This is a genomic window from Enterobacter sp. CC120223-11 (assembly GCF_900215375.1).
Classification (GTDB): domain Bacteria; phylum Pseudomonadota; class Gammaproteobacteria; order Enterobacterales; family Enterobacteriaceae; genus Scandinavium.
In genome coordinates this window covers 65,844-85,663 of record NZ_OBEF01000003.1, presented here as the reverse complement: position 1 = coordinate 85,663, position 19,820 = coordinate 65,844, and the positions used below count along the sequence as shown (strand labels likewise).

General features: G+C 54.7%; 25 protein-coding genes. 6 read left to right on the top strand and 19 right to left on the bottom strand.

Annotated elements, in window-relative coordinates:
* Positions 1–45: 45 nt before the first annotated feature.
* The 5 genes from CRO87_RS04555 to CRO87_RS04535 form a co-directional block, all read right to left on the bottom strand.
* Positions 46–999 (bottom strand): transketolase family protein, encoded by a 954-nt coding sequence (locus CRO87_RS04555; protein ID WP_097161748.1) that lies wholly within the window; start codon positions 997–999, stop codon positions 46–48.
* Complete coding sequence (locus CRO87_RS04550; protein WP_097161747.1) at positions 992–1,825, bottom strand: transketolase; 834 nt, start codon at positions 1,823–1,825, stop codon at positions 992–994. The genes CRO87_RS04555 and CRO87_RS04550 overlap by 8 nt, the downstream gene beginning before the upstream one ends.
* Positions 1,825–3,213, bottom strand: a complete 1,389-nt coding sequence (locus CRO87_RS04545; protein WP_097161746.1) for a PTS ascorbate transporter subunit IIC — start codon at positions 3,211–3,213, stop codon at positions 1,825–1,827. Before CRO87_RS04545 ends, CRO87_RS04550 begins: the two co-directional genes overlap by 1 nt.
* Before the next feature lie 30 nt (positions 3,214–3,243).
* The gene (locus CRO87_RS04540) at positions 3,244–3,516 is read right to left on the bottom strand and encodes a PTS sugar transporter subunit IIB (protein WP_097161745.1); all 273 of its coding nucleotides are present in this window, start codon (positions 3,514–3,516) and stop codon (positions 3,244–3,246) included.
* 80 nt (positions 3,517–3,596) lie between these two features.
* Complete coding sequence (locus tag CRO87_RS04535; protein ID WP_097161744.1) at positions 3,597–4,040, bottom strand: PTS sugar transporter subunit IIA; 444 nt, start codon at positions 4,038–4,040, stop codon at positions 3,597–3,599.
* Positions 4,041–4,256: 216 nt separating this feature from the next.
* Here CRO87_RS04535 and CRO87_RS04530 point away from each other — a divergent pair, with 216 nt between their 5' ends.
* Entirely contained in the window at positions 4,257–5,276 is a 1,020-nt protein-coding gene (locus CRO87_RS04530; protein ID WP_097161743.1) for a LacI family DNA-binding transcriptional regulator, read from the top strand.
* A gap of 3 nt (positions 5,277–5,279) precedes the next feature.
* On the opposite strand, the gene yfcD is transcribed toward CRO87_RS04530, so the two are convergent.
* From yfcD to yfcF, 3 genes are read right to left on the bottom strand one after another with little or no spacing between them, the layout of a single operon-like run.
* Entirely contained in the window at positions 5,280–5,822 is a 543-nt protein-coding gene (gene yfcD / locus CRO87_RS04525; RefSeq protein WP_097161742.1) for an NUDIX hydrolase YfcD, read from the bottom strand.
* Between the two features lie 55 nt (positions 5,823–5,877).
* A complete protein-coding gene (yfcE, locus tag CRO87_RS04520) occupies positions 5,878–6,429 on the bottom strand; it encodes a phosphodiesterase (protein ID WP_141398665.1) in 552 nt (183 codons plus the stop codon).
* Positions 6,430–6,482: 53 nt separating this feature from the next.
* Positions 6,483–7,127 (bottom strand): glutathione transferase, encoded by a 645-nt coding sequence (yfcF, locus tag CRO87_RS04515; protein ID WP_097161741.1) that lies wholly within the window; start codon positions 7,125–7,127, stop codon positions 6,483–6,485.
* A gap of 138 nt (positions 7,128–7,265) precedes the next feature.
* Between yfcF and yfcG the strand changes: the two genes are divergently transcribed.
* The 5 genes from yfcG (at position 7,266) to CRO87_RS04490 (ending at position 10,256) form a co-directional block, all read left to right on the top strand.
* A complete protein-coding gene (gene yfcG, locus CRO87_RS04510; RefSeq protein WP_097161740.1) occupies positions 7,266–7,895 on the top strand; it encodes a GSH-dependent disulfide bond oxidoreductase in 630 nt (209 codons plus the stop codon).
* 49 nt (positions 7,896–7,944) lie between these two features.
* On the top strand, positions 7,945–8,307 hold the full coding sequence (gene folX, locus CRO87_RS04505) for a dihydroneopterin triphosphate 2'-epimerase (protein ID WP_097161739.1): 363 nt from the start codon (positions 7,945–7,947) through the stop codon (positions 8,305–8,307).
* Between the two features lie 18 nt (positions 8,308–8,325).
* Positions 8,326–9,219 carry a TIGR01777 family oxidoreductase gene (locus CRO87_RS04500; protein ID WP_097161738.1) on the top strand — a complete coding sequence of 298 codons (894 nt, stop codon included), beginning with the start codon at positions 8,326–8,328 and terminating at the stop codon, positions 9,217–9,219.
* A gap of 220 nt (positions 9,220–9,439) precedes the next feature.
* Positions 9,440–9,688: a hypothetical protein gene (locus CRO87_RS04495; protein WP_097161976.1), complete on the top strand. Its 249-nt coding sequence runs from the start codon at positions 9,440–9,442 to the stop codon at positions 9,686–9,688.
* A gap of 10 nt (positions 9,689–9,698) precedes the next feature.
* Entirely contained in the window at positions 9,699–10,256 is a 558-nt protein-coding gene (locus CRO87_RS04490) for a DNA-binding protein (protein ID WP_097161737.1), read from the top strand.
* 238 nt (positions 10,257–10,494) lie between these two features.
* On the opposite strand, the gene hisP is transcribed toward CRO87_RS04490, so the two are convergent.
* The 11 genes from hisP to folC all read right to left on the bottom strand — a co-directional run bounded on the left by hisP (position 10,495) and on the right by folC (position 19,754).
* Positions 10,495–11,268: a histidine ABC transporter ATP-binding protein HisP gene (gene hisP / locus CRO87_RS04485; RefSeq protein WP_097161736.1), complete on the bottom strand. Its 774-nt coding sequence runs from the start codon at positions 11,266–11,268 to the stop codon at positions 10,495–10,497.
* Between the two features lie 7 nt (positions 11,269–11,275).
* Complete coding sequence (locus CRO87_RS04480) at positions 11,276–11,992, bottom strand: ABC transporter permease (protein WP_097161735.1); 717 nt, start codon at positions 11,990–11,992, stop codon at positions 11,276–11,278.
* Positions 11,989–12,675, bottom strand: a complete 687-nt coding sequence (locus CRO87_RS04475) for a histidine ABC transporter permease HisQ (RefSeq protein WP_097161734.1) — start codon at positions 12,673–12,675, stop codon at positions 11,989–11,991. The genes CRO87_RS04480 and CRO87_RS04475 overlap by 4 nt, the downstream gene beginning before the upstream one ends.
* 69 nt (positions 12,676–12,744) lie before the next feature.
* Positions 12,745–13,527 (bottom strand): histidine ABC transporter substrate-binding protein HisJ, encoded by a 783-nt coding sequence (gene hisJ / locus CRO87_RS04470; RefSeq protein ID WP_097161733.1) that lies wholly within the window; start codon positions 13,525–13,527, stop codon positions 12,745–12,747.
* Between the two features lie 254 nt (positions 13,528–13,781).
* Positions 13,782–14,564 carry a lysine/arginine/ornithine ABC transporter substrate-binding protein ArgT gene (argT, locus tag CRO87_RS04465; protein WP_097161732.1) on the bottom strand — a complete coding sequence of 261 codons (783 nt, stop codon included), beginning with the start codon at positions 14,562–14,564 and terminating at the stop codon, positions 13,782–13,784.
* Positions 14,565–14,851: 287 nt separating this feature from the next.
* Complete coding sequence (locus tag CRO87_RS04460; RefSeq protein ID WP_097161731.1) at positions 14,852–15,424, bottom strand: UbiX family flavin prenyltransferase; 573 nt, start codon at positions 15,422–15,424, stop codon at positions 14,852–14,854.
* A gap of 94 nt (positions 15,425–15,518) precedes the next feature.
* Positions 15,519–17,036 (bottom strand): amidophosphoribosyltransferase, encoded by a 1,518-nt coding sequence (gene purF, locus CRO87_RS04455; RefSeq protein WP_097161730.1) that lies wholly within the window; start codon positions 17,034–17,036, stop codon positions 15,519–15,521.
* Between the two features lie 33 nt (positions 17,037–17,069).
* A complete protein-coding gene (cvpA, locus tag CRO87_RS04450) occupies positions 17,070–17,558 on the bottom strand; it encodes a colicin V production protein (protein ID WP_097161729.1) in 489 nt (162 codons plus the stop codon).
* A gap of 15 nt (positions 17,559–17,573) precedes the next feature.
* Complete coding sequence (locus tag CRO87_RS22670) at positions 17,574–17,735, bottom strand: hypothetical protein (protein WP_176504258.1); 162 nt, start codon at positions 17,733–17,735, stop codon at positions 17,574–17,576.
* Positions 17,736–17,776: 41 nt separating this feature from the next.
* Positions 17,777–18,496 (bottom strand): cell division protein DedD, encoded by a 720-nt coding sequence (dedD, locus tag CRO87_RS04445; RefSeq protein ID WP_097161728.1) that lies wholly within the window; start codon positions 18,494–18,496, stop codon positions 17,777–17,779.
* Positions 18,486–19,754 (bottom strand): bifunctional tetrahydrofolate synthase/dihydrofolate synthase, encoded by a 1,269-nt coding sequence (gene folC, locus CRO87_RS04440; RefSeq protein ID WP_097161727.1) that lies wholly within the window; start codon positions 19,752–19,754, stop codon positions 18,486–18,488. The genes dedD and folC overlap by 11 nt, the downstream gene beginning before the upstream one ends.
* Positions 19,755–19,820: the final 66 nt, after the last annotated feature.

The following is a 19,820-nucleotide window of genomic DNA, read 5'->3' as shown; positions in this document are numbered from 1 at the left end:
AGCAAAAGGCAGCCATCAGGCTGCCTTTTTTATTTCCTGCCGTAACTACAGCAGCTCTTTTGCCGCTTTCACTATCTCATCTGCCGTCAGGCCATACTCCTGTTGCAGGAACGCCTGAGTTCCCACCTGACCATAGCGCTCCTTCACGCCAACCCTGCGCATCGGCACCGGACAGGTTTCAACCAGCACTTCCGCCACCGCTGAGCCCAGGCCGTTGTGGATACTGTGGTTTTCACAGGTGACAATGCGCCCGGTTTTCTCGGCGTAGTTCTTCACCAACATTTTATCGATGGGCTTGAGGGTGAACATGTCGATCACCGCTGCGCTGACGCCTTCACGCTCCAGGCGACGCGCCGCTTCCAGCGCCTCTGAGACCATAATGCCGTTGGCGATCAGCGTGATATCTGTCCCTTCACGCAGCACGTTGCCCTTACCGATGGTGAAGGTTGAGCCTTCCTGATAAACCGACGGCGCCTGCTTGCGAATGGTTCGTACCCAGTAAAAACCCTCAAGGTCGATCAGCTGATTGAGGATGGCCTTGAACATGGTGGCATCGGTCACTTCCAGCACCACGGAATTGGCCAGCCCGCGCACGATCCCCATATCTTCAAACGACATGTGTGTGCCGCCGTTATGGCAGGCCGTTACGCCCGCGTCTGAGGCAATGACCTTCACGTTGTTACGCTGATAATCCAGCGACATAAACAGCTGGTCGAAGCAGCGACGGCTGGCAAACGCGGTAAAGGTGTGGACGAACGGCTTGCGCCCCGTCAGCGACAGCCCCGCCGCCGTGCCGATGACGTTAGCCTCCATAATTCCGCAGTTAATCACCTGCTGCGGGTATTTTTTGTGCACGCCGTCCATCGCCATCGAGCTCATCAGATCGGCCTCAAGCGCGATGATATCGCTGCCTGCTTCAATCTGTTCACCGACGAATCCGGCATAAACCTTACGCATTTCAATGGCGTCTTTTGTGCCTTCAGGTGCAACCTTAATCATTCGCGGCCTCCAGTTGGGCGATGGCTTCGTTTAGCGCCTGCGTTATCTCATCCGTCAGGCGCAGGTGGTGTGAGTTACCCAGGTTTTCCAGATACGCCACGCCCTGCCCTTTAATGCTGTCGAGGATCACCAGTCGTGGCCTTGCGTCCGCGGCGGGTACTGGTTTCACGGCTTCGAGAAGACCCGGAATGTCATCCCCTTTCACCGTCACCACGTCAAAACCGAAGGCGGTGAATTTCTCATGCAAATCGAAAGCGCAAATGATTTCATCCAGCTCGCCGTCGAGCTGCTGTTTGTTCCAGTCGACGAACACGGTAAGGTTGTTGAGCTTATGGTGCGCAATAAACTGGAACGCTTCCCAGCACTGCCCTTCATTTAGCTCACCGTCACCGACGATACAGAACACGCGGTTGCTGCGCCCGGCGAGCTTATGCGACAACGCCATGCCACCCGCGATGGAAATCCCTTGCCCCAGCGAACCGGTTGTGGCATCGACACCGCGCGTTTTCAGCCTGTCCGGATGGCTTGGCAGCTTTGTGCCGTTCTGGTTCAGCGTGCTCAGCTCTTCCTGCGGGAAGTAGCCCTTGATGGCCAGCGTACTGTACAGCGCCGGGCCAGCGTGACCTTTTGACAGAACAAAGTAGTCGCGCCCTTTCCAGTCCGGATCGCCCGGATCGATACGCATCACGTCGCCGTACAGCACCGCCAGCGTTTCGACCACCGACATGCTGCCGCCGTAGTGACCAAAACCTAAATCCGTCAGCGACTTCAGGGTGGCGACGCGGATATCGCGCGCCAGTTGAGTGACCTCTGCAACCGTACTCATCATTTGGCTCCTGTGTTTTGCGGTGAGTCGTTCCCGGCCACTTTGCTCTTAGCCAGGTAATTGAATAGCACCAGCAGGGCGAAAATCACCACCACCAGCCCGGTGATCGCCATCGGTGACAGATAACGAGCAAGGTTGCCCAGCACGATGCCCACCGCACCGAAGTCGGCGTCGGAGAACGTGGTGTTGGCAAAGCCCAGCGCGCCAAGTACCGGCAGCAGCAGGACGGGAAGGAAGGTGATCAGCAGGCCGTTAGCAAAGGCGCCAATCATTGCGCCACGGCGGCCACCGGTGGCGTTACCAAAGACGCCAGCCGTTGCACCCGTGAAGAAATGAGGCACCACGCCCGGCAGGATCAGCACCCACTTGAACTGGCCGCAAAGGAACAGCCCGACCAGGCCACCCAGGAAGCTGAACAGGAAGCCAATCAGCACTGCGTTCGGGGCATACGGATAGACAACCGGGCAGTCCAGCGCCGGGCGAGCATTTGGCACCAGTTTTTCCGAGAAGCCAGTAAACGCCGGGACAATCTCTGCGAGAATCAGACGTACGCCCTGCAGGATGATGAACACGCCCGCTGCGAAGGTGATAGCCATGATGATCGCATACACGAGGTAGTTCTGACCGCCGCTGAAGGTAGCTTCGACATACTCACGCCCCGCGCAAACGGCCATGATCAAATAGATGATCATCATCGTCAGCGAGATGGAGATGGAGCTGTCGCGCAGGAAGCTTAAATTCTTCGGCAGGTTCATCTCTTCGGTTGAGCGAGAACCTTTCCCGACCTTGCTGCCGATCCAGCCGGACAACACATAGCCCAGCGTGCCGAAGTGACCGAACGCGATGTCATCGTTGCCGGTAATGCGTTTCATGTAGCGCTGCGCAATCGCCGGGAAGAAGGCCATGATAAGCCCGAGAATCAGCGAACCGGTGAACACCAGGCCGATGCCTTCGAACCCCGCCACCGTCAGGATCACGCCGATCATGCAGGCCATGTAAAAGGTGTGATGCCCCGTCAGGAAGATGTACTTCAGGCGGGTAAAGCGTGCGACAACGATGTTCGCCACCATGCCAAAGGCCATAATAAGCGCCGTGGCTGCGCCATATTTTTCCAGCGCGATGGAGACGATTGCTTCATTATTCGGGATAATTCCCTGAATGCTGAAAGCGTGTTCAAACATGCCGCCCAGCGGGTTCAATGAGCCCACTAATACGCCCGCACCACCGCCCAGCACAATAAACCCGAGAATGGTTTTTACCGTGCCTTTGACTACATCAGAAAATGATTTTTTCTGCGCGACTAAGCCGATCAGCGCAATTAACCCCACCAGCACTGAAGGTACTTTTAAAATATCGACCACAAAATTAAGCGTTTCGAGGATAAACATAATGGCCCCTCACTCAATGCGGATGGATGATTAACGGCTGGCAAAATAAGCGCTAAGCTTATTTTCCAGTTCGTTGATGTCGATAATATTGCTGATCACCACCAGTTGATGATCTGGCACGCTCGCGCTCTCGGCGATGTCTTTTGCCATCACGAACAGGTCTGCCGCGCCAGGCGTGGCTGAAGAGAGATCGGAATGTTCAACCTCGGCTTCGATATTCAGTTTCTTGAGGACTTTTTTAATATTCATCTCGACCATAAAACTGCTGCCAAGACCCGATCCACAAATCGCCATTATTTTCATGGGTATCACCTTTTTTTATGTAGAGTCAGACTGCACTTCACCCGCAGGTGAAATGTTTGATGTCAGGGGTAAATAAAAAATCAGAAGCGTGAAATTATATTTTTAATCTCCTCAGAGGTTTTCGCCTGGTGCAGTAACAGCATATCTTCATCGCTGGAAAATAATTCCGCGAGGGATGAAATCATCTCTATGTGGCTGTGCTTATCCGGCGCGGCGAGCATAATAATCACGTCGACCGGGTCGTGTTCCTCAGAACCAAAACTGATGCCCTGTTGCAGCTTCAGCAATGAAAGGCCTAAACCCCTGGCGCCTTCTTCTGGCCGGGCATGTGGCATCGCAAGCCCCGGTGCCAGTACGTAATAAGGCCCGAGTTTGTGATGCTGTTCGATAATGGCCGTGATGTAGCCCGGGGTGATAGTTTGCGAATCCAGCAGCGGCTGAGCACAGATCTCCAGCGCCTGCGGCCAGCTTTCCACTTTTTCCAGTAATCGAATTGTCCCTTCGTGGATCCATTGGCTCAGCATAATCAACTCCTGCGGTGGTTGGGTGGACAAACTTTATGCAAGGCCCGGAATACTGACTGTGATGATAGTCACAAAGATAGCGCTACCAAAATAGTCACGATCAAATTTGTGATAGCGCTATCAAAATGTGAACATCCTGTAATAACTCAGCAAAAAGAGGGATTTCAGGCGTATACTGCATGCACTTTCAAAACGAGATTTCAATCAGGAAGAAGCATGTCTCTGACCCGAAAACGTCGCAGTACCGGCAAAGTCACGCTGGCCGACGTGGCACAGCTGGCCGGCGTGGGAACGATGACCGTTTCCCGGGCGTTACGCACACCGGAGCAGGTTTCCGATAAACTTCGGGAAAAGATTGAAGCGGCGGTTCAGACGCTGGGGTATATGCCGAACCTGGCAGCAAGCGCGCTGGCATCGGCCTCTTCCTGGACCATCGGTATGGTCGTGCCCAGCCTCGCCGAAGCCGGATGCTCTGAGATGTTCGCCGGGCTACAGCAGGTTCTGCAACCGGCTGGCTATCAAATCATGCTGGCGGAATCGCGCCACCATCTCGATCAGGAAGAGAAGTTACTGGAAACGCTGCTGGCCTCCAACATTGCCGCGGCGATCCTGCTCAGCGTTGAGCACAGCGACACCTCCCGCCAGTGGCTCGACAACAGCTCCATTCCGGTGATGGAAATTGGCGCCAAGCGCACCGACCCGCTGGATATGAATATCGGCATCGATAACGTTGCGGCGATGTTTGAGCTGACGCAGATGCTTATCCAGCGCGGTTACCAGAACATCGGATTGCTGTGCGCCAACCAGGAGCAGTGGATCTTTCAGCAGCACCTGCAGGGCTGGTACAAAGCCATGCTTCGCCACCATATGTCACCCAACCGGGTGATCAATGCCGCTGAGCCACCTACGTTTTCAACAGGTGCCGCTCAGCTGCCGGAGTTTTTGCTGGCCTGGCCGGAGCTGGATGCGCTGGTTTGCGTCTCGGATGAATTGGCGTGTGGCGCACTGTATGAGTGTCAGCGCAGGCGCATTAAAGTGCCGGATGAACTGGCGATTGTCGGTTTTGGTGACAGCGACGTAAGCCGCGTGTGCCAACCGCCCCTCACCACCATTTCGGTGCCACACCGGCAGATTGGCATTGAAGCAGGGCGCGCCCTGCTGGCGCGTCTGAATGATGAAGAGTGGGAGGATACTACCGCTATCGCCGCACGCTTATGCATACGGGACAGCTGTTAAAGGTTATTCAGCCTCTTCTTCTTTCTGAATTTCATTGTTCGCATTGCGGCTCATCCACAGCGCCAGCGCCTTCAGGGAATCTGCGGTAAATTCGTCACAGCGTGCGGTAATTTCTTCCGGCGTCAGCCAGCAGACTTCACTCACTTCTTCTTCCTGCAGGGCAAACGGGCCATGGGACACGCAGCTGAAAAGGCTGCCCCACACGCGGCAATGCTTGTCTTCGAAGTAAAATTGACCGTGATCGGCAAAGGGCACACCGGCAATGCCCAGCTCTTCTTCTGCTTCACGACGGGCAGAATCCAGCAGCTGTTCATCAGCCTGTACAACTCCGCCGGCAGTCGCATCGAGCATCCCTGGCATGAAATCTTTGGTTTCAGTGCGGCGCTGCACCAGAATTTTTCCCATTCCGTCATGAACCACAATGTAGGTCGCACGATGACGCAGGCACTGGGCCCGCATTTGCTCGCGGCTTGCCTGGGCAATAACCTCATTGTCTTCGTTAACGATGTCCACCCATTCTGTGCTTGCCAAATTCTGCTCCACCATCAGGAAACCTTCTCTTTATAGCGCTCTTGCGGCGCGTTTACGGTTGTCGGGTAAATTACGGATTAATTGCTACCTCTGCAATAACGTGATGATCATTGAGTGCTAAAACACGCAGTTTATTGCTCTCCATCATGCCATAGCTGGCGCTGTAGCCGCCTTTGGGGATACTGACTGAACCCGGGTTGAAGTGGAAGAGTTCCCCCTTACGCTCAGCAACCGGAATATGAGTATGACCGTAAACCAGCACATCGCCAGCGGACAAAGCAGGCAGATTATCCGGGCCAAACAGATGACCGTGGGTCAGAAACAGGCGCTGGTCTGTGGTCACCACCTGCTGCCACGGCGCGGTGATAGGGAAGCGCAGCAGCATCTGGTCCACTTCGCTGTCGCAGTTCCCGCGCACGGCAATGATTTTATCCGCCACCGTATTTAAACGTTCTGCCACCTCTGCGGGGGCATAGCCCTCTGGCAACGGATTACGCGGGCCGTGATTCAGCACATCGCCCAGGATAATCAGATAGCGCGCACCGCTTTGGGCAAACAGTGAGAGTACGCGTTCAGCGGCGGGCAAGGAGCCGTGAATGTCTGACGCAAACATCAGTTTCATCAATAATTCCTCCACAAAAAACCGCACTATCATAACGGATTATCCTGCGCTGTTCAGCCTGCGTGTCTGGCTGAAAGCGCCACATAGCGCTGCACTGAAGCACGCTGCCACTGGAATGCAGCATAGTCCTCAAGCGCTTCCGGTACGTCGTCGCCGTTGAGCACCAGACGGTTCAGCATCAGCGCCAGATCGGTATCGGCGATTGACCATTCGCCAAACAGATTTGGCTTGCCGTGAGACAACAGCGCCCCCGCCGTTTCATACAATTTTGCAGCCGCTTTCTGGCCGCTCGCTGATAGCGCAGGCTTTTTCACGTCGCCAAAAATGACGTCGGTTGAACGCTCTTCGCGAATGGGCATTAAATCACTGCGCAGCCACGCCTGAATCTGCCGGGCGCGGGCGCGCTTTTCAAGGTCGTGCGGGTACAGCCGTTCCCACTGAGGTGGGGCAAAACGCTCATCAAGGTATTCAGTGATAGCGGACGATTCCGTGAGCTCAAAGGTGTCCACTTCCAGCAGCGGCACGCGTCGGGTTAAGCCATATCCTTTCCAGCCTGCCTGAAGGTGTTCACCCTTATTCAAATCGACAGTTTTCAGGTTGAATGTCAGCCCCTTCTCCTGCAAAGCCACATAAACAGACATCACATACGGCGAATAAAAATTGGCATCGGACCACAGCGTAATTACAGGACGAGTCATAGCTTCCTCAACGGTTTGCAGGTGGAAACATCAACATATCGCGTCTGTGCAAAGCTGTCACTTGATGAAAACTCACACAATTGTCTTAACCACCTATACTCCAGAAGTCACAAAAATAACCCAGATTCGGGAGCTAAAATGATTGACCTCTATTACGCCCCTACCCCAAACGGCCACAAAATTACGCTTTTTCTGGAAGAAGCTCAGCTCGCGTACCGCCTCATTCGCGTTGATATCAGCAAAGGTGACCAGTTTCGCCCGGAGTTTCTCTCGCTTTCCCCAAACAATAAAATCCCGGCCATTGTCGACCACGTCCCTGCGGATGGCGGTGCCCCGCTGAGCCTGTTTGAATCAGGCGAAATCCTTCTCTACCTGGCGGAAAAATCAGGAAAATTGCTAAGCGGAGAACTACGGGAAAGGCATAAAACGCTGCAGTGGCTTTTCTGGCAGGTCGCGGGTCTGGGGCCAATGCTTGGGCAGAATCATCATTTTAACCATTTTGCCCCTCAGCCTGTCCCTTATGCCATTGAGCGTTATCAGGTTGAAACCCAGCGTCTTTATAACGTGCTGAACAAACGTCTGGAAAACAGTCCATGGCTTGGCGGCGAGCATTACAGCATCGCGGATATCGCCTGCTGGCCCTGGATCAACGCCCATCAGCGCCAGCGTATCGACCTGCAAAACTTCCCGGCGGTCAATAACTGGTTTGAGCGTATTCGCCAGCGCCCGGCGACCGATCGGGCGATGCAGAAGATTCACGCGAAATAACAGGACTTTGTGTATTATGACTGGAATAACAACAAGGAGGAAACCTGCAATGTCCCAGCCAGACGCCATCATTCGTATCAAGAACCTGCGCCTGCGTACCTTTATTGGTATTAAAGAAGAAGAGATAGCCAACCGTCAGGATATCCTCATCAACGTGGTCATCCACTACCCGGCGGACCACGCGAGGGAAAGTGAAGACATAAACGATGCGCTGAATTACCGTACAATTACCAAACGCATCATCGCCCATGTCGAAAATAACCGATTCTCTTTACTGGAAAAATTAACTCAGGATGTGCTCAATATCGCATGCGAACATCACTGGGTCACTTATGCTGAAGTGGAAATCGACAAACTTCACGCGCTGCGATATGCCGATTCAGTCTCCATGACCATGAGCTGGCGACGCTAAGCGCAACCGGGAGGTTGCATGAAGATCCTGATTACCGGCGGTACTGGCCTGATAGGCCGTCATTTGATCCCACGCCTGCTTGAGCTCGGGCATAGCGTTACCGTTGTCACCCGCAGCCCTGATAAAGCCCGTCGGCATCTTGATGCGCGAGTTGAGCTTTGGAAAGGACTCAACGAGCGCAGCAATCTGGAAGGTATTGATGCGGTAATCAATCTTGCGGGCGAACCTATTGCCGATAAACGCTGGACTGAAGAACAAAAGCAGCGCTTGTGCAACAGCCGCTGGCAAATCACCCAGAAACTGGTGGATCTGTTTGCCGCCAGCACCCCGCCCCCCGCGGTCCTGATATCCGGTTCTGCTGCGGGTTACTACGGCGATCTCGGCGAAGTGGTCGTCACCGAAGAAGAGCCCCCGCATAACGAATTTACCCACAAACTCTGCGCCCGCTGGGAGCAAATCGCCTGTGGTGCGCAGAGTGAAACCACCCGCGTTTGCCTTTTACGCACTGGCGTAGTGTTAGCACCCAAGGGCGGCATTCTCGGCAAAATGGTGCCGCCGTTTAAACTGGGTCTCGGGGGTCCAATAGGTAACGGCCGGCAATATCTGGCGTGGATTCACATCGACGATATGGTGAACGGCATTCTCTGGTTGCTGGATAACGATTTGCGCGGCCCGTTCAATCTGGTTTCCCCTTATCCGGTTCGTAACGAACAGTTTGCTCACGCGCTCGGACACGCCCTGCATCGTCCGGCCGTGCTTCGAGCTCCGGCCACGGCGGTGAGGCTGCTGATGGGTGAGTCCTCCATTCTGGTGCTGGGTGGTCAGCGAGCGCTGCCTAAACGCCTTGAGGATTCGGGGTTTGCCTTCCGCTGGTATGACCTGGAGGAAGCGCTGGCCGACGTGCTTGCCTGAATTTCCTCACGCCCTCTTTGAGCAATGTTCCAGTGCAACCGTTTCATTCGTGCTGGAACGCTGCTCGCAATCCACTAATTCTCCTCCCTTTTTGCCCCGCTCACCGGTCCGATTCCCCTCTTAAATGCGTAATCTCTCTGCTTGCGCAAGGTTGACTTGCGCAAAAACCAACCGTTGACACCCGTCAACAATCGATTCATACTGCACGGGAATCAAAATGATGAAGGAACATCCTGACAAACACATTCGGGCGGCCATTCGCTATGCCGTGTCTAAAGGCTGGATTTTTGTCCCGGGTGGTCACAGCGCACACTGCTATGGCCGGTTGAAATGCGGCATTCCGGAACATCGCCTTCATATGATGAGCGTCTGGTCCACACCCGGTAGCCCGCAGAATCATGCCAGACAGATAATCAGAAAGGTCGACAGCTGTTTTCCGGGCAAGCCCTGCTCGCCAGAAGAACCCTAAGGAGTCACCGATGCCACTCTATAACTTTACCCTGACGCTCTCAGGCGTTACCTCAGACACCACGGGCCTTGAAGAGGCGCTGTTTACCGCCGGCTGTGACGATGCGCTGGTCTGTTTTTACGGCACCGCTGTCTATCTTGAGTTCGATCGCGAAAGCGAAAACCTCACCCAGGCGGTGCTGTCAGCCATTCATGATGTTGAATCCGCCGGGCTGAATGCCCGGGTGGAATCCGTCGACTCCACCCTCGTCGGGCTCAGCGATATCGCTGAATTGACGGGCCTCACCCGCCAGGCTATTGCTCTGCTTAAAGATGGCGCCAGGGGTTCACGTCAGTTTCCAGGCCCGGTGCAGCGTGTAAAAGGGAACTCCCCGCTCTGGCAGTGGCGCACCGTTGTGGACTGGTTGGCAAGCGAGGGTCGCATAGCGGCCGGGTCCCCGTTGATTGCTAATGCGCACATCCTTGACAGCATGAACCTGGCCTTACAGCTTCGCTCTTCGCTCGAAAAAAACGAGGTGATGCACTATCTGCATCAGCTTGAGCAAAATAGCACCCTCATCGCGCAATAATTCCGGAGCCAGGAGGCCGTCAGTGCCGTTTGCAGGCATGGTTTTACTTCGCTGGATCTGCACGCCATTAACACCTGGGCGCTGGCAGGGAACGCGGGCTCGGTAAAGCAGCTGGAAAAGCTCGGGTTTGTGCGGGAACAGATTGTGGAAAAAGCGTTTGAGATAGACGGCGTGTGATATGACGGCTGGAATACAGGCTGGAGAAATGAGCCCCTCGCCAGAGACGAGGGGGAAAAGCTTACTTTAGCGAGCCTTTGAGGAACTGCTGTAAACGGGCACTTTTCGGGTTCCCGAATACCTCATCAGGATGGCCCTCTTCTTCGATACGTCCCTGATGCAGGAAAATCACGTGGGAGGAGACATCGCGGGCAAAGCCCATCTCGTGCGTCACCACCACCATGGTTTTCCCCTCTTCGGCCAGTTTCTGCATAATGCGCAGTACTTCTCCCACCAGTTCAGGGTCGAGCGCAGAGGTTGGCTCATCGAACAGCAGCACTTCTGGCTCCATGGCTAATGCACGCGCAATAGAGACACGCTGCTGTTGCCCGCCGGAGAGATGTACCGGGTATTTAATCTGCTGACGCTCATCAATACCGACTTTTGCCAGATATTTCACCGCCCGCTCGCGCGCTTCCTGTTTGCTGAGGCCCAGCACCTGAATCGGCGCCTCCATGACGTTTTCCAGCACCGTCATGTGGCTCCACAGGTTGAAGTGCTGGAACACCATCGTTAATCGGGTTCGCAGCAGACGAAGCTGATTTTTATCCGCCACTTTCAGCTGACCGTCTTTGTCGCGCACCAGGCCAATTGTCTGTCCACTGACCACAATGTTGCCTTCACTCGGTTTTTCAAGGAAGTTAATGCAGCGCAGGAAGGTACTTTTTCCCGAGCCGGACGAGCCAATAATACTGATCACATCGCCCGCATTGGCCTGCAGTGATACCCCTTTCAGCACTTCATGTTCGCCGTAGCGTTTGTGCAGATCGATAACGTTTAATTTATTGTCAGGCATGATGTTCTCAGTGTGTCGAAGAGGGGTTCACATGTTGCAGCCAGCGTTTTTCCGCCTTGCGGAACAGGCTAATCAGCACATAAGAGATGATCAGATACAGCACTGCCGCAATGCCAAACGCGGTGAACGGCTGGTAAGTTGCGGAGTTAATATCACGGGCAATTTTAAGCAGATCCGGCACGGTCGCAGTAAAGGCCAGCGCCGTGGAATGGAGCATTAAAATCACTTCGTTGCTGTAGGCCGGGAGCGCAATACGCAGCGCCGAAGGCAGAATAATGCAGCGGTAAAGCTTCACGCCGGAAAAACCATAGGCGCGGGCCGCTTCAATCTCACCCGCTGGCACCGAGCGGATAGCCCCGGCAAAAATCTCCGTGGTGTACGCACAGGTATTCAGCGTCAGTGCAAGCACGGTACAGTTCAGGCCGCTGCGGAAAAACGCATTCAGCAATTCAGTACCTTTAACAATTTCAAGCGTGTACATGCCTGAATAGAACACCAGCAGCTGAACGTACAGCGGCGTGCCGCGGAAAATGTAGGTAAACAACCAGATTGGGAACTGAATATATTTATTGCTGGAGACGCGGCCGATCGCCAGAAACACCGCCAGAATACCGCCCATCACCACGGAGGAAATCAGTAACCACAGGGTAATCGCCACGCCGGTAAAACGGTAGCCGTCCGTCCACAGCAGGGACTTCCAGTACTCCTGAATAATCTCGATCACAGGTCAGCCCTCTTCACACCCACCGAATAACGACGCTCGAGCAGAAGCAGCACCCCATTGGAAACCGTCGTGAACACCAGGTAAATCACGCCACAGACGATAGCGAAGTAGAACGGCTCCCAGGTGCTTTTTCCGGCAAGCTGCGTGGCTTTCACCACGTCTTCCAGGCCAAGCAGCGAAACTAGCGCCGTCGCCTTCAGAATGACCTGCCAGTTGTTGCCGATTCCCGGCAGCGCAAAACGCATCATTGCCGGAAACAGGATACGCACAAACGTCTGACGGGAGGTAAAGCCGAAGGCCGTGGCCGCTTCGATATGGCCTTTAGGCACAGCAAGGAATGCGCCGCGGAAGGTTTCAGTGAAGTAGGCACCGTAAATAAAGCCGAGGGTAATGATACCGGCAATCATCGGATCGATATCAAACTGCGCCAGACCCAATGCATCAGTAATGCTGTTGAGGGCAATTTGCAGGCCGTAGAAGATAAGCAGCATCAGTACCAGATCCGGCACGCCGCGAATCAACGTGGTGTAGGCTTCAAAAAGCAGCGCCAGCGCACGATTGCCGGAGAGCTTGCCCGCCGCACCTGCCAGGCCAATAAGCACGGCCAGCACGACGGAACTGAGGGCCAGCTCAAGGGTGACCAGCGCACCCTGTAATATGACTAGTGAAAACCCGTACAGCATTGAGCCTGTCCTGTCAGTCAAACCACCGCCAGCCCCGGGAACGTCGGGAACCGTCGGTGAAAACGGCGATTACTCGCCGTATACGTTAAAGTCGAAATACTTCTTCGCCAGCTTGTCGTAGGTGCCATCGGCGCGCATTTCGGCAAAGGCTTTGTTCAGGGCAGTACGCAGTTCGTTATCGTCTTTACGCAGGCCCATACCGGTGCCGACGCCGAACAGTTTTTCGTCCTTAATGGACGGGCCGCCAAACTGATAATCTTTACCGACAGGCTGCTTGAGGAACCCTTCGCTTGCCGCCACTTCGTCCTGGAATGCCGCATCGATACGCCCGGCCGTCAGGTCAGAATAGATATTGTCCTGGCCCTGATAGGAGACGATTTCGATGCCTTTCGGCGCCCAGTGCTCATTACCATAGGTTTCCTGAGTGGTGCCCTGAAGCACGCCCACGCGCTTACCTTTCAGAGTAGCCAGATCCGGGGTTACCGGACTGCCCTTTTTCACGACCAGGCGAGAATCTGCGGCATAGAGTTTGTCCGTGAAGGCAATCTGCTGTTGACGTTTTTCCGTAATGGAGAGTGAGGACATAATGGCGTCGATTTTCTTGGCCTGCAGCGACGGGATCAGTGCATCCAGCGGGTTCTCAACGAAGGTACATTGTGTATTAATCCGCTTACAGAGCTCTTTGGCCAGATCGATATCAAAACCCACCAGTTCACCCTGCGCATTCTTGGATTCAAAGGGAGCATAAGTCGGATCTGTGCCGATACGAATTTTCTGCGGAATGGCTGCAAAAGCCACAGAAACGCTGGAAAGTGCCAACGCAAGAGAAAGAGACAACGCCAGTTTTTTCATAACTATCCTCAACAGACTGTCATTTAACGGGTAATCAGAAGTATCAGAGCGGTTATCGTGCCACCATTCAGGCAGTTAAGGCAAAAGGTTATCGGGCCAAATACGCACTTTTTTGCATTAAAGATGCTTAACTATGCAGTAGCGCACCATTATGGTGCACAAAACGCACCACAAAAAAGCATTATTGCGTAATGCTGCACATGTATAGATAACCGCTCAGCCCGCAAGGCCCGGTTACCCGGGCCAGGACAGTCTTAGTCACCGTAGACGTTAAAGTCGAAGTACTTCTTCGCCATCTTGTCGTAGGTGCCATCTTTGCGCAGCGAATCGAATGCTTTGTCGAAGGCCGCTTTCAGCTCGGTATCGTCTTTACGCAGACCAACGCCGGTGCCGTCACCAAAGTATTTTTTGTCTTTGACGGATGGACCCGCAAAGGCAAAGTCCTTGCCTGCTGGCTGCTTGAGGAAGCCTTCGCTGGCAGCCACTTCATCCTGGAATGCGGCATCCAGGCGGCCCGCAGCCAGGTCAGAATAAATCAGATCCTGGTTCTGATAGGCCACGACGTCAACGCCCTGGCTACGCCATTTGTCGTTGCCGTAGGTTTCCTGGATGGAGCCCTGCAGCACGCCCACGTGCTTGCCTTTCAGCGACTCGATGGTCGGAACAATCGGCGAGCCTTTAGCGGCGATCAGTCGGGAGTCAGCGGCATAGAGCTTCTCGGAGAAACCGATTTCCTGCTGACGTTTTTCGGTGATAGAAAGCGAGGAGATGATGGCGTCAATTTTCTTCGCCTTCAGGGACGGGATCAGGGAGTCGAAATCGCTGCCAACCCAGGTGCATTTCACCTGCATGCGTTTGCACATTTCGTTACCCAAATCGATATCAAATCCTACGAAGTCCCCCTTCGCATCCTTAGAGGAGAACGGGGCGTAAGTGGCATCTGTACCGATACGAACAGTCTGCGGCAGCGCAGCAAATACGCTGGAGGCAGTGCTAATCCCAAGCATTAAAGAGAGAGCCAGAACCGTCTTCTTCATACATTACCCTTAAGTGTCGTGATGCTGTTGCGTGTAAGTCGTTGTGTTGTGTGTCGCTGACCTGCTCTGCATGTTTTATGCCACCTTAACAGCTGCACAAAAAAACAGCGTTAAATGTGTTAATGAATAGTTGCGGAGTTGTCTTAGAAATGAAAGATAACAGCAATGACAAATAAACCGCAGCGCTAAACGGCGAAAAAAGAGATTAAATGTTGAGGATTTGATCGGGATTACAAAATCGCCAGGTGGCAACGCATGCACCAAAAAGATGCACTATCTTAGTGCAGCTATTGCGCCCCTTGCCAACGGGTGAACAGCTCCTGCGGCAGCGTGATATCGAATTGATCCAGCACGCGGTTAACGGTCTGATTAATCACGTCATCCAGCGTTTGCGGCTGGTGATAAAACGCTGGGACGGGCGGCATGATCACCGCACCGATTTCCGCCGCCTGCGTCAGCAGACGCAGATGCCCAAGGTGCAACGGCGTTTCACGCACGCACAGCACCAGCGGTCGCCGTTCTTTCAGCACCACGTCAGCAGCGCGCGTCAGCAGACCGTCGGTATAGCTGTGAACGATACCGGAAAGCGTTTTGATTGAGCACGGCAGAATCACCATACCGGCGGTTTTGAACGACCCTGAGGAGATGCTGGCGGCAATATCCCGCGCATCATGCACAACGTCTGCCAGCGCCTGGACTTCCCGCAGGCTAAAAGGGGTTTCAAGGGAGAGGGTCTGGCGCGCGGCCTGGCTCATAATCAGATGGGTTTCCACCTCTGCGACGTCGCGCAGCACCTGCAACAGCCGAACGCCGTATATCGCGCCGCTGGCACCGGAAATTCCAACTATGAGTCGTTTCACTATTACCGCCCTTTCTGCATATTAGGGCAGACTTTGCCGTAAATAACGGCGAGTTGCAAGGAGGATGCCCTCCCGCAAGAGGGCGTAGTCGGGATTAACCTTCGTTGTGCATCTCAAGGTTTTCAACTTCATTCTGACGCTGAAGTGCCTTCGAATCGTCATTACGCAGGGTATCGAGGTAATCGAGATACTGCTGATTCACGTCTTTGGTGACGTAAATCCCATTGAACACCGAGCACTCAAACTGCTGAATGTCCGGATTCTCAGCGCGTACCGCTTCAATGAGATCGTTCAGATCCTGGAAAATCAGGCCATCCGCGCCGATGATCTGACGAATCTCATCCACCTCACGACCGTGGGCAATCAGCTCCGTGGCGCTTGGCATATCGATGCCGTAAACGTTCGGGAAGCGAATTTCTGGCGCGGCAGAAGCCAGGTACACTTTCTTCGCCCCTGCTTCGCGCGCCATTTCGATAATCTGCTCTGACGTAGTGCCACGCACGATGGAGTCATCCACCAGCAGCACGTTTTTATCGCGGAACTCTGCACGGTTGGCGTTCAGCTTACGGCGAACGGATTTACGGCGCAGCTGCTGGCCTGGCATGATAAACGTGCGGCCTACGTAGCGGTTTTTCACAAAGCCCTGACGGTACGGCTTGTTGAGAATACGGGCGATTTCCAGCGCGATATCACAGGACGTTTCCGGAATCGGGATCACCACGTCGATGTCCAGATCTTCCCATTCACGTGCAATTTTTTCGCCGAGTTTAGTGCCCATGTTCACGCGAGCGCTGTAAACCGAAATTTTGTCGATAAACGAGTCCGGACGCGCGAAGTAAACATATTCGAACAGGCACGGGTTGCTCACCGGGTTGTCAGCGCACTGACGGGTGAACAGCTGACCTTTTTCAGTGATGTAAACGGCCTCACCCGGAGCGACGTCGCGCAGGAACTCGAAACCGAGGGTATCCAGCGCCACGCTCTCAGACGCCACCATATATTCGGTACGGCCATCGCCGATGTCGCGCTTGCCGAGCACCAGCGGGCGAATACCGTTCGGATCGCGGAAGGCAACCATGCCGTGACCGATGATCATCGCCACGCAGGCATATGCCCCACGGATCAGGCGGTTGGTGGCGGCGATTGCCGCAAAGATATTGTCAGCTTCCAGCGGATAGTGGCGGAAGTTATCCAGCTCGCTCGCAAAAATGTTGAGCAGGATTTCGGAATCAGAGGTGGTGTTGATATGGCGGCGCTTCTCTTCAAACAGCTTCTGGCGCAGCTCGTGGGCGTTGGTCAGGTTGCCGTTGTGCGCAAGAGTGATGCCGTAGGGAGAGTTTACGTAGAAAGGCTGCGCCTCGGAAGCGCTGGAGCTGCCCGCAGTCGGATAGCGGACATGGCCGATACCCATATTGCCCTGCAGGCGCTGCATATGCACGGCGCCAAACACATCGCTCACCAGGCCGTTGGCTTTACGCAAACGGAAGCAGTTGTTTGCATCAATGGTGATGATGCCCGCGGCATCCTGCCCACGGTGCTGAAGCACCGTTAACGCGTCATAAATCGACTGGTTTACCGGCATAACACCGGCGATACCGACAATACCGCACATACGTCATTTTCCTCGTTCAGAACTCCCCAAAGCTTATGCTTTGGGCAAGAAACTCGACGAGCTTTGCAGATAGTCAAAGAACATTCTGATGACGACGCTGAACTGCGGGATCAGCTGTGACTTTTGCCAGTCATCGCTTTTTGAAAAGCCAGTGAAGGTGTCGAGGAAGAACAGAATGGCGGCAACGATAAGCACTCCACGTAGCGCACCAAAACAGATCCCAAGCACCCTGTCGGTTCCCGACAGGCCCGTCTTTTCAACCAGCGTACCGATAACGTAGTTAACGATAGCACCGACGATAAGCGTCGCGACAAAGAGCAGCGCGATAGCAATCCCGTTTCGAACCAGTTCGTCTTCAAAGCCCGTAAACCAGACAGACAGGTAAGTGTAGTAATGGCTGGCAACAAAGAAAGCACAACCCCAGGTTACCAGTGACAATGCTTCACGAACAAAGCCGCGGATAAGGCTTACCAGACAGGAAAAACCTATCACCGCAATAATGGCGTAATCAATCCAGACCATAGTCGTCCCACGATTTTACGCCCTGTCGTCCAGTTCGGGGCGCATTCTAACAGAAAAAGAAAACGTTTGCGTAGGGATTTCCTTTCCCCGCCCAAATAAAAATGGCGCTGAAAAAATGCTCAACGCCACCGGAGTTTTTAACCTTATAGGGGCTAATTCACTCTCTTTTTGCTTCATCTTTAACGCCCTCTCCTTTAGGGAGAGGGGAAATCGAATGCTTAGTTCGGGCTGTAACCCATCACCACCCCGTTCAGCCCGGAAAGCTGCTTCAGCTCCCCAAGCGAGCCCTTCATCTTGTCTTTCGACGCATCCGGCCCAACCAGAATTCGGGTGATTTTACCCTGAACCGGCGTGGATGGCGCGGTAAAGACACGATACCCTGCCCCACGCAGCTTGCCGACAATCTCATTCACTTTGTCTGCATTTTTCAGCGCGCCTAGCTGCACCACATAGGCTTTGCCCGTTGGCGCAGGCTTATCCACCGCGGCAGGTTTCTGTGGCGCAGGTGCCGTTTCAGAAGCCGCAGCCAGCTGCTCACTGGTGTTATCACGCTGAGGTTTAGGCTGAGTCTGCACCTGCGGCTGCGGCTTTGGCGCCACCGGTTTTGGTTTTGGCTGCTGTACGGGCTGTGCCGCGTCATCCATCTCATTGCCGCTGTTATTCGCCGCATAACGCGACGCATCAAGCGACGGCGCAGCCGCATCACCGGCACGCACTTCTTCCGCGGCCCCTTCCGGAGGCTGCGAAGGCAGTGCCTGAGTCACGGCAGGCAACATGTCCGGCTCGTCTTTATCACCTGGTTTTGGCACCAGCGGGATCGCCGCGAACTCATCCTGATAATGTTTTTTCTGACCATCCAGCAGACCCGGAAGCACAATCACGCCCAGTGCTACCAGCACAATGGTTCCGACTAAACGATTCTGAAACTTACTCGCCACCGGTTCTCCCCGCGTCCATCGCTTCCATTACATGGGCTACCGTGTGGAAGGAACCACACACCAGCACCGTATCTTGCGGGCGGGCATCCGCCATTGCGGCACGCCACGCCTGCGCTACAGTGGCATAGACTTCGCCATCTCGCAAATGTTCCACCAGCTGTTCCGCCGTAGCCCCGCGCGGCCCTTCCAGCGGGGCGCAGTACCATTTGTCCACCACGCCCGACAGGCACGCCAGCGTTCCGGCGATGTCCTTATCATGCAGCATACCAATGACCGCCAAAGTGCGCCCCTCAGCAGGCTGCATTTTGAGACGTTCGGCGAGATAAGCTGCAGCATGCGGGTTATGCGCCACATCCAGAATCACGCGCGGTGATTCGCTCACGATCTGGAAACGCCCCGGCAGCATTGCATTTTTGATGCCTTCGCGAATCGCCTGTTCGCTGATTGCCAGCCCGCTTGCGCGCAGCGCAGCCAGCGCTGTTGCCGCGTTCGGCTGTGGCACCAGCGGCAGAGGTAAATCGTTCAGCGAGCCCTGCGCGTCACGGAATGACCAGCCGCTGCTTTGAACGTCATACTGCCAGTCAACGCCACGACGCAGCAGCTCTGCGCCCTTCTCCTGCGCCACATCAGCAATGGTGTGCGGCATATCGGGTTCGCCAACAACGGCAGGCTTGCCGCCGCGGAAGACGCCCGCTTTTTCGCGGCCAATGCTTTCGCGATCCGGGCCGAGCCAATCTGTGTGGTCGAGCGCAATACTGGTCACAACGGCTACGTCAGCATCCACAATGTTAGTGGCATCCAGACGACCGCCAAGTCCGACTTCGAGGATGACCACGTCCAACTGCGCCTGCTTAAACAGCCACAACGCCGAGAGCGTGCCGAATTCAAAGTAGGTCAGGGAGGTATCACCGCGCGCCTTTTCGATTTCAGCAAAGGATGCAGTGTGCGCCGACTCAGCCAGCTCCCCACCCTGCACGCGCACGCGCTCGGTGTAGCGCACCAAATGCGGAGAGCTGTAAACGCCAACTTTCAGGCCAGCCGCCGTCAGCACTGATTCAATCGTGCGACAGGTCGTGCCCTTGCCGTTAGTGCCCGCCACGGTAAATACAAACGGAGCAGGCTTCAGCACGCCCATTCGAGCCGCGACTTCGCTCACGCGAGCGAGCCCTAAATCGATGGTTTTACTGTGCAGATGTTCCAGATAAGAAAGCCACGTAGCGAGGGGCGACGTGGCGAGAGGAGTGAGTTCTTTTTCCATGATGCCCGCGATAGTTAACGGTGAACATAAGTAAAAAGGGCAGCGCCGTCTGGCCCTGCCCTTTTT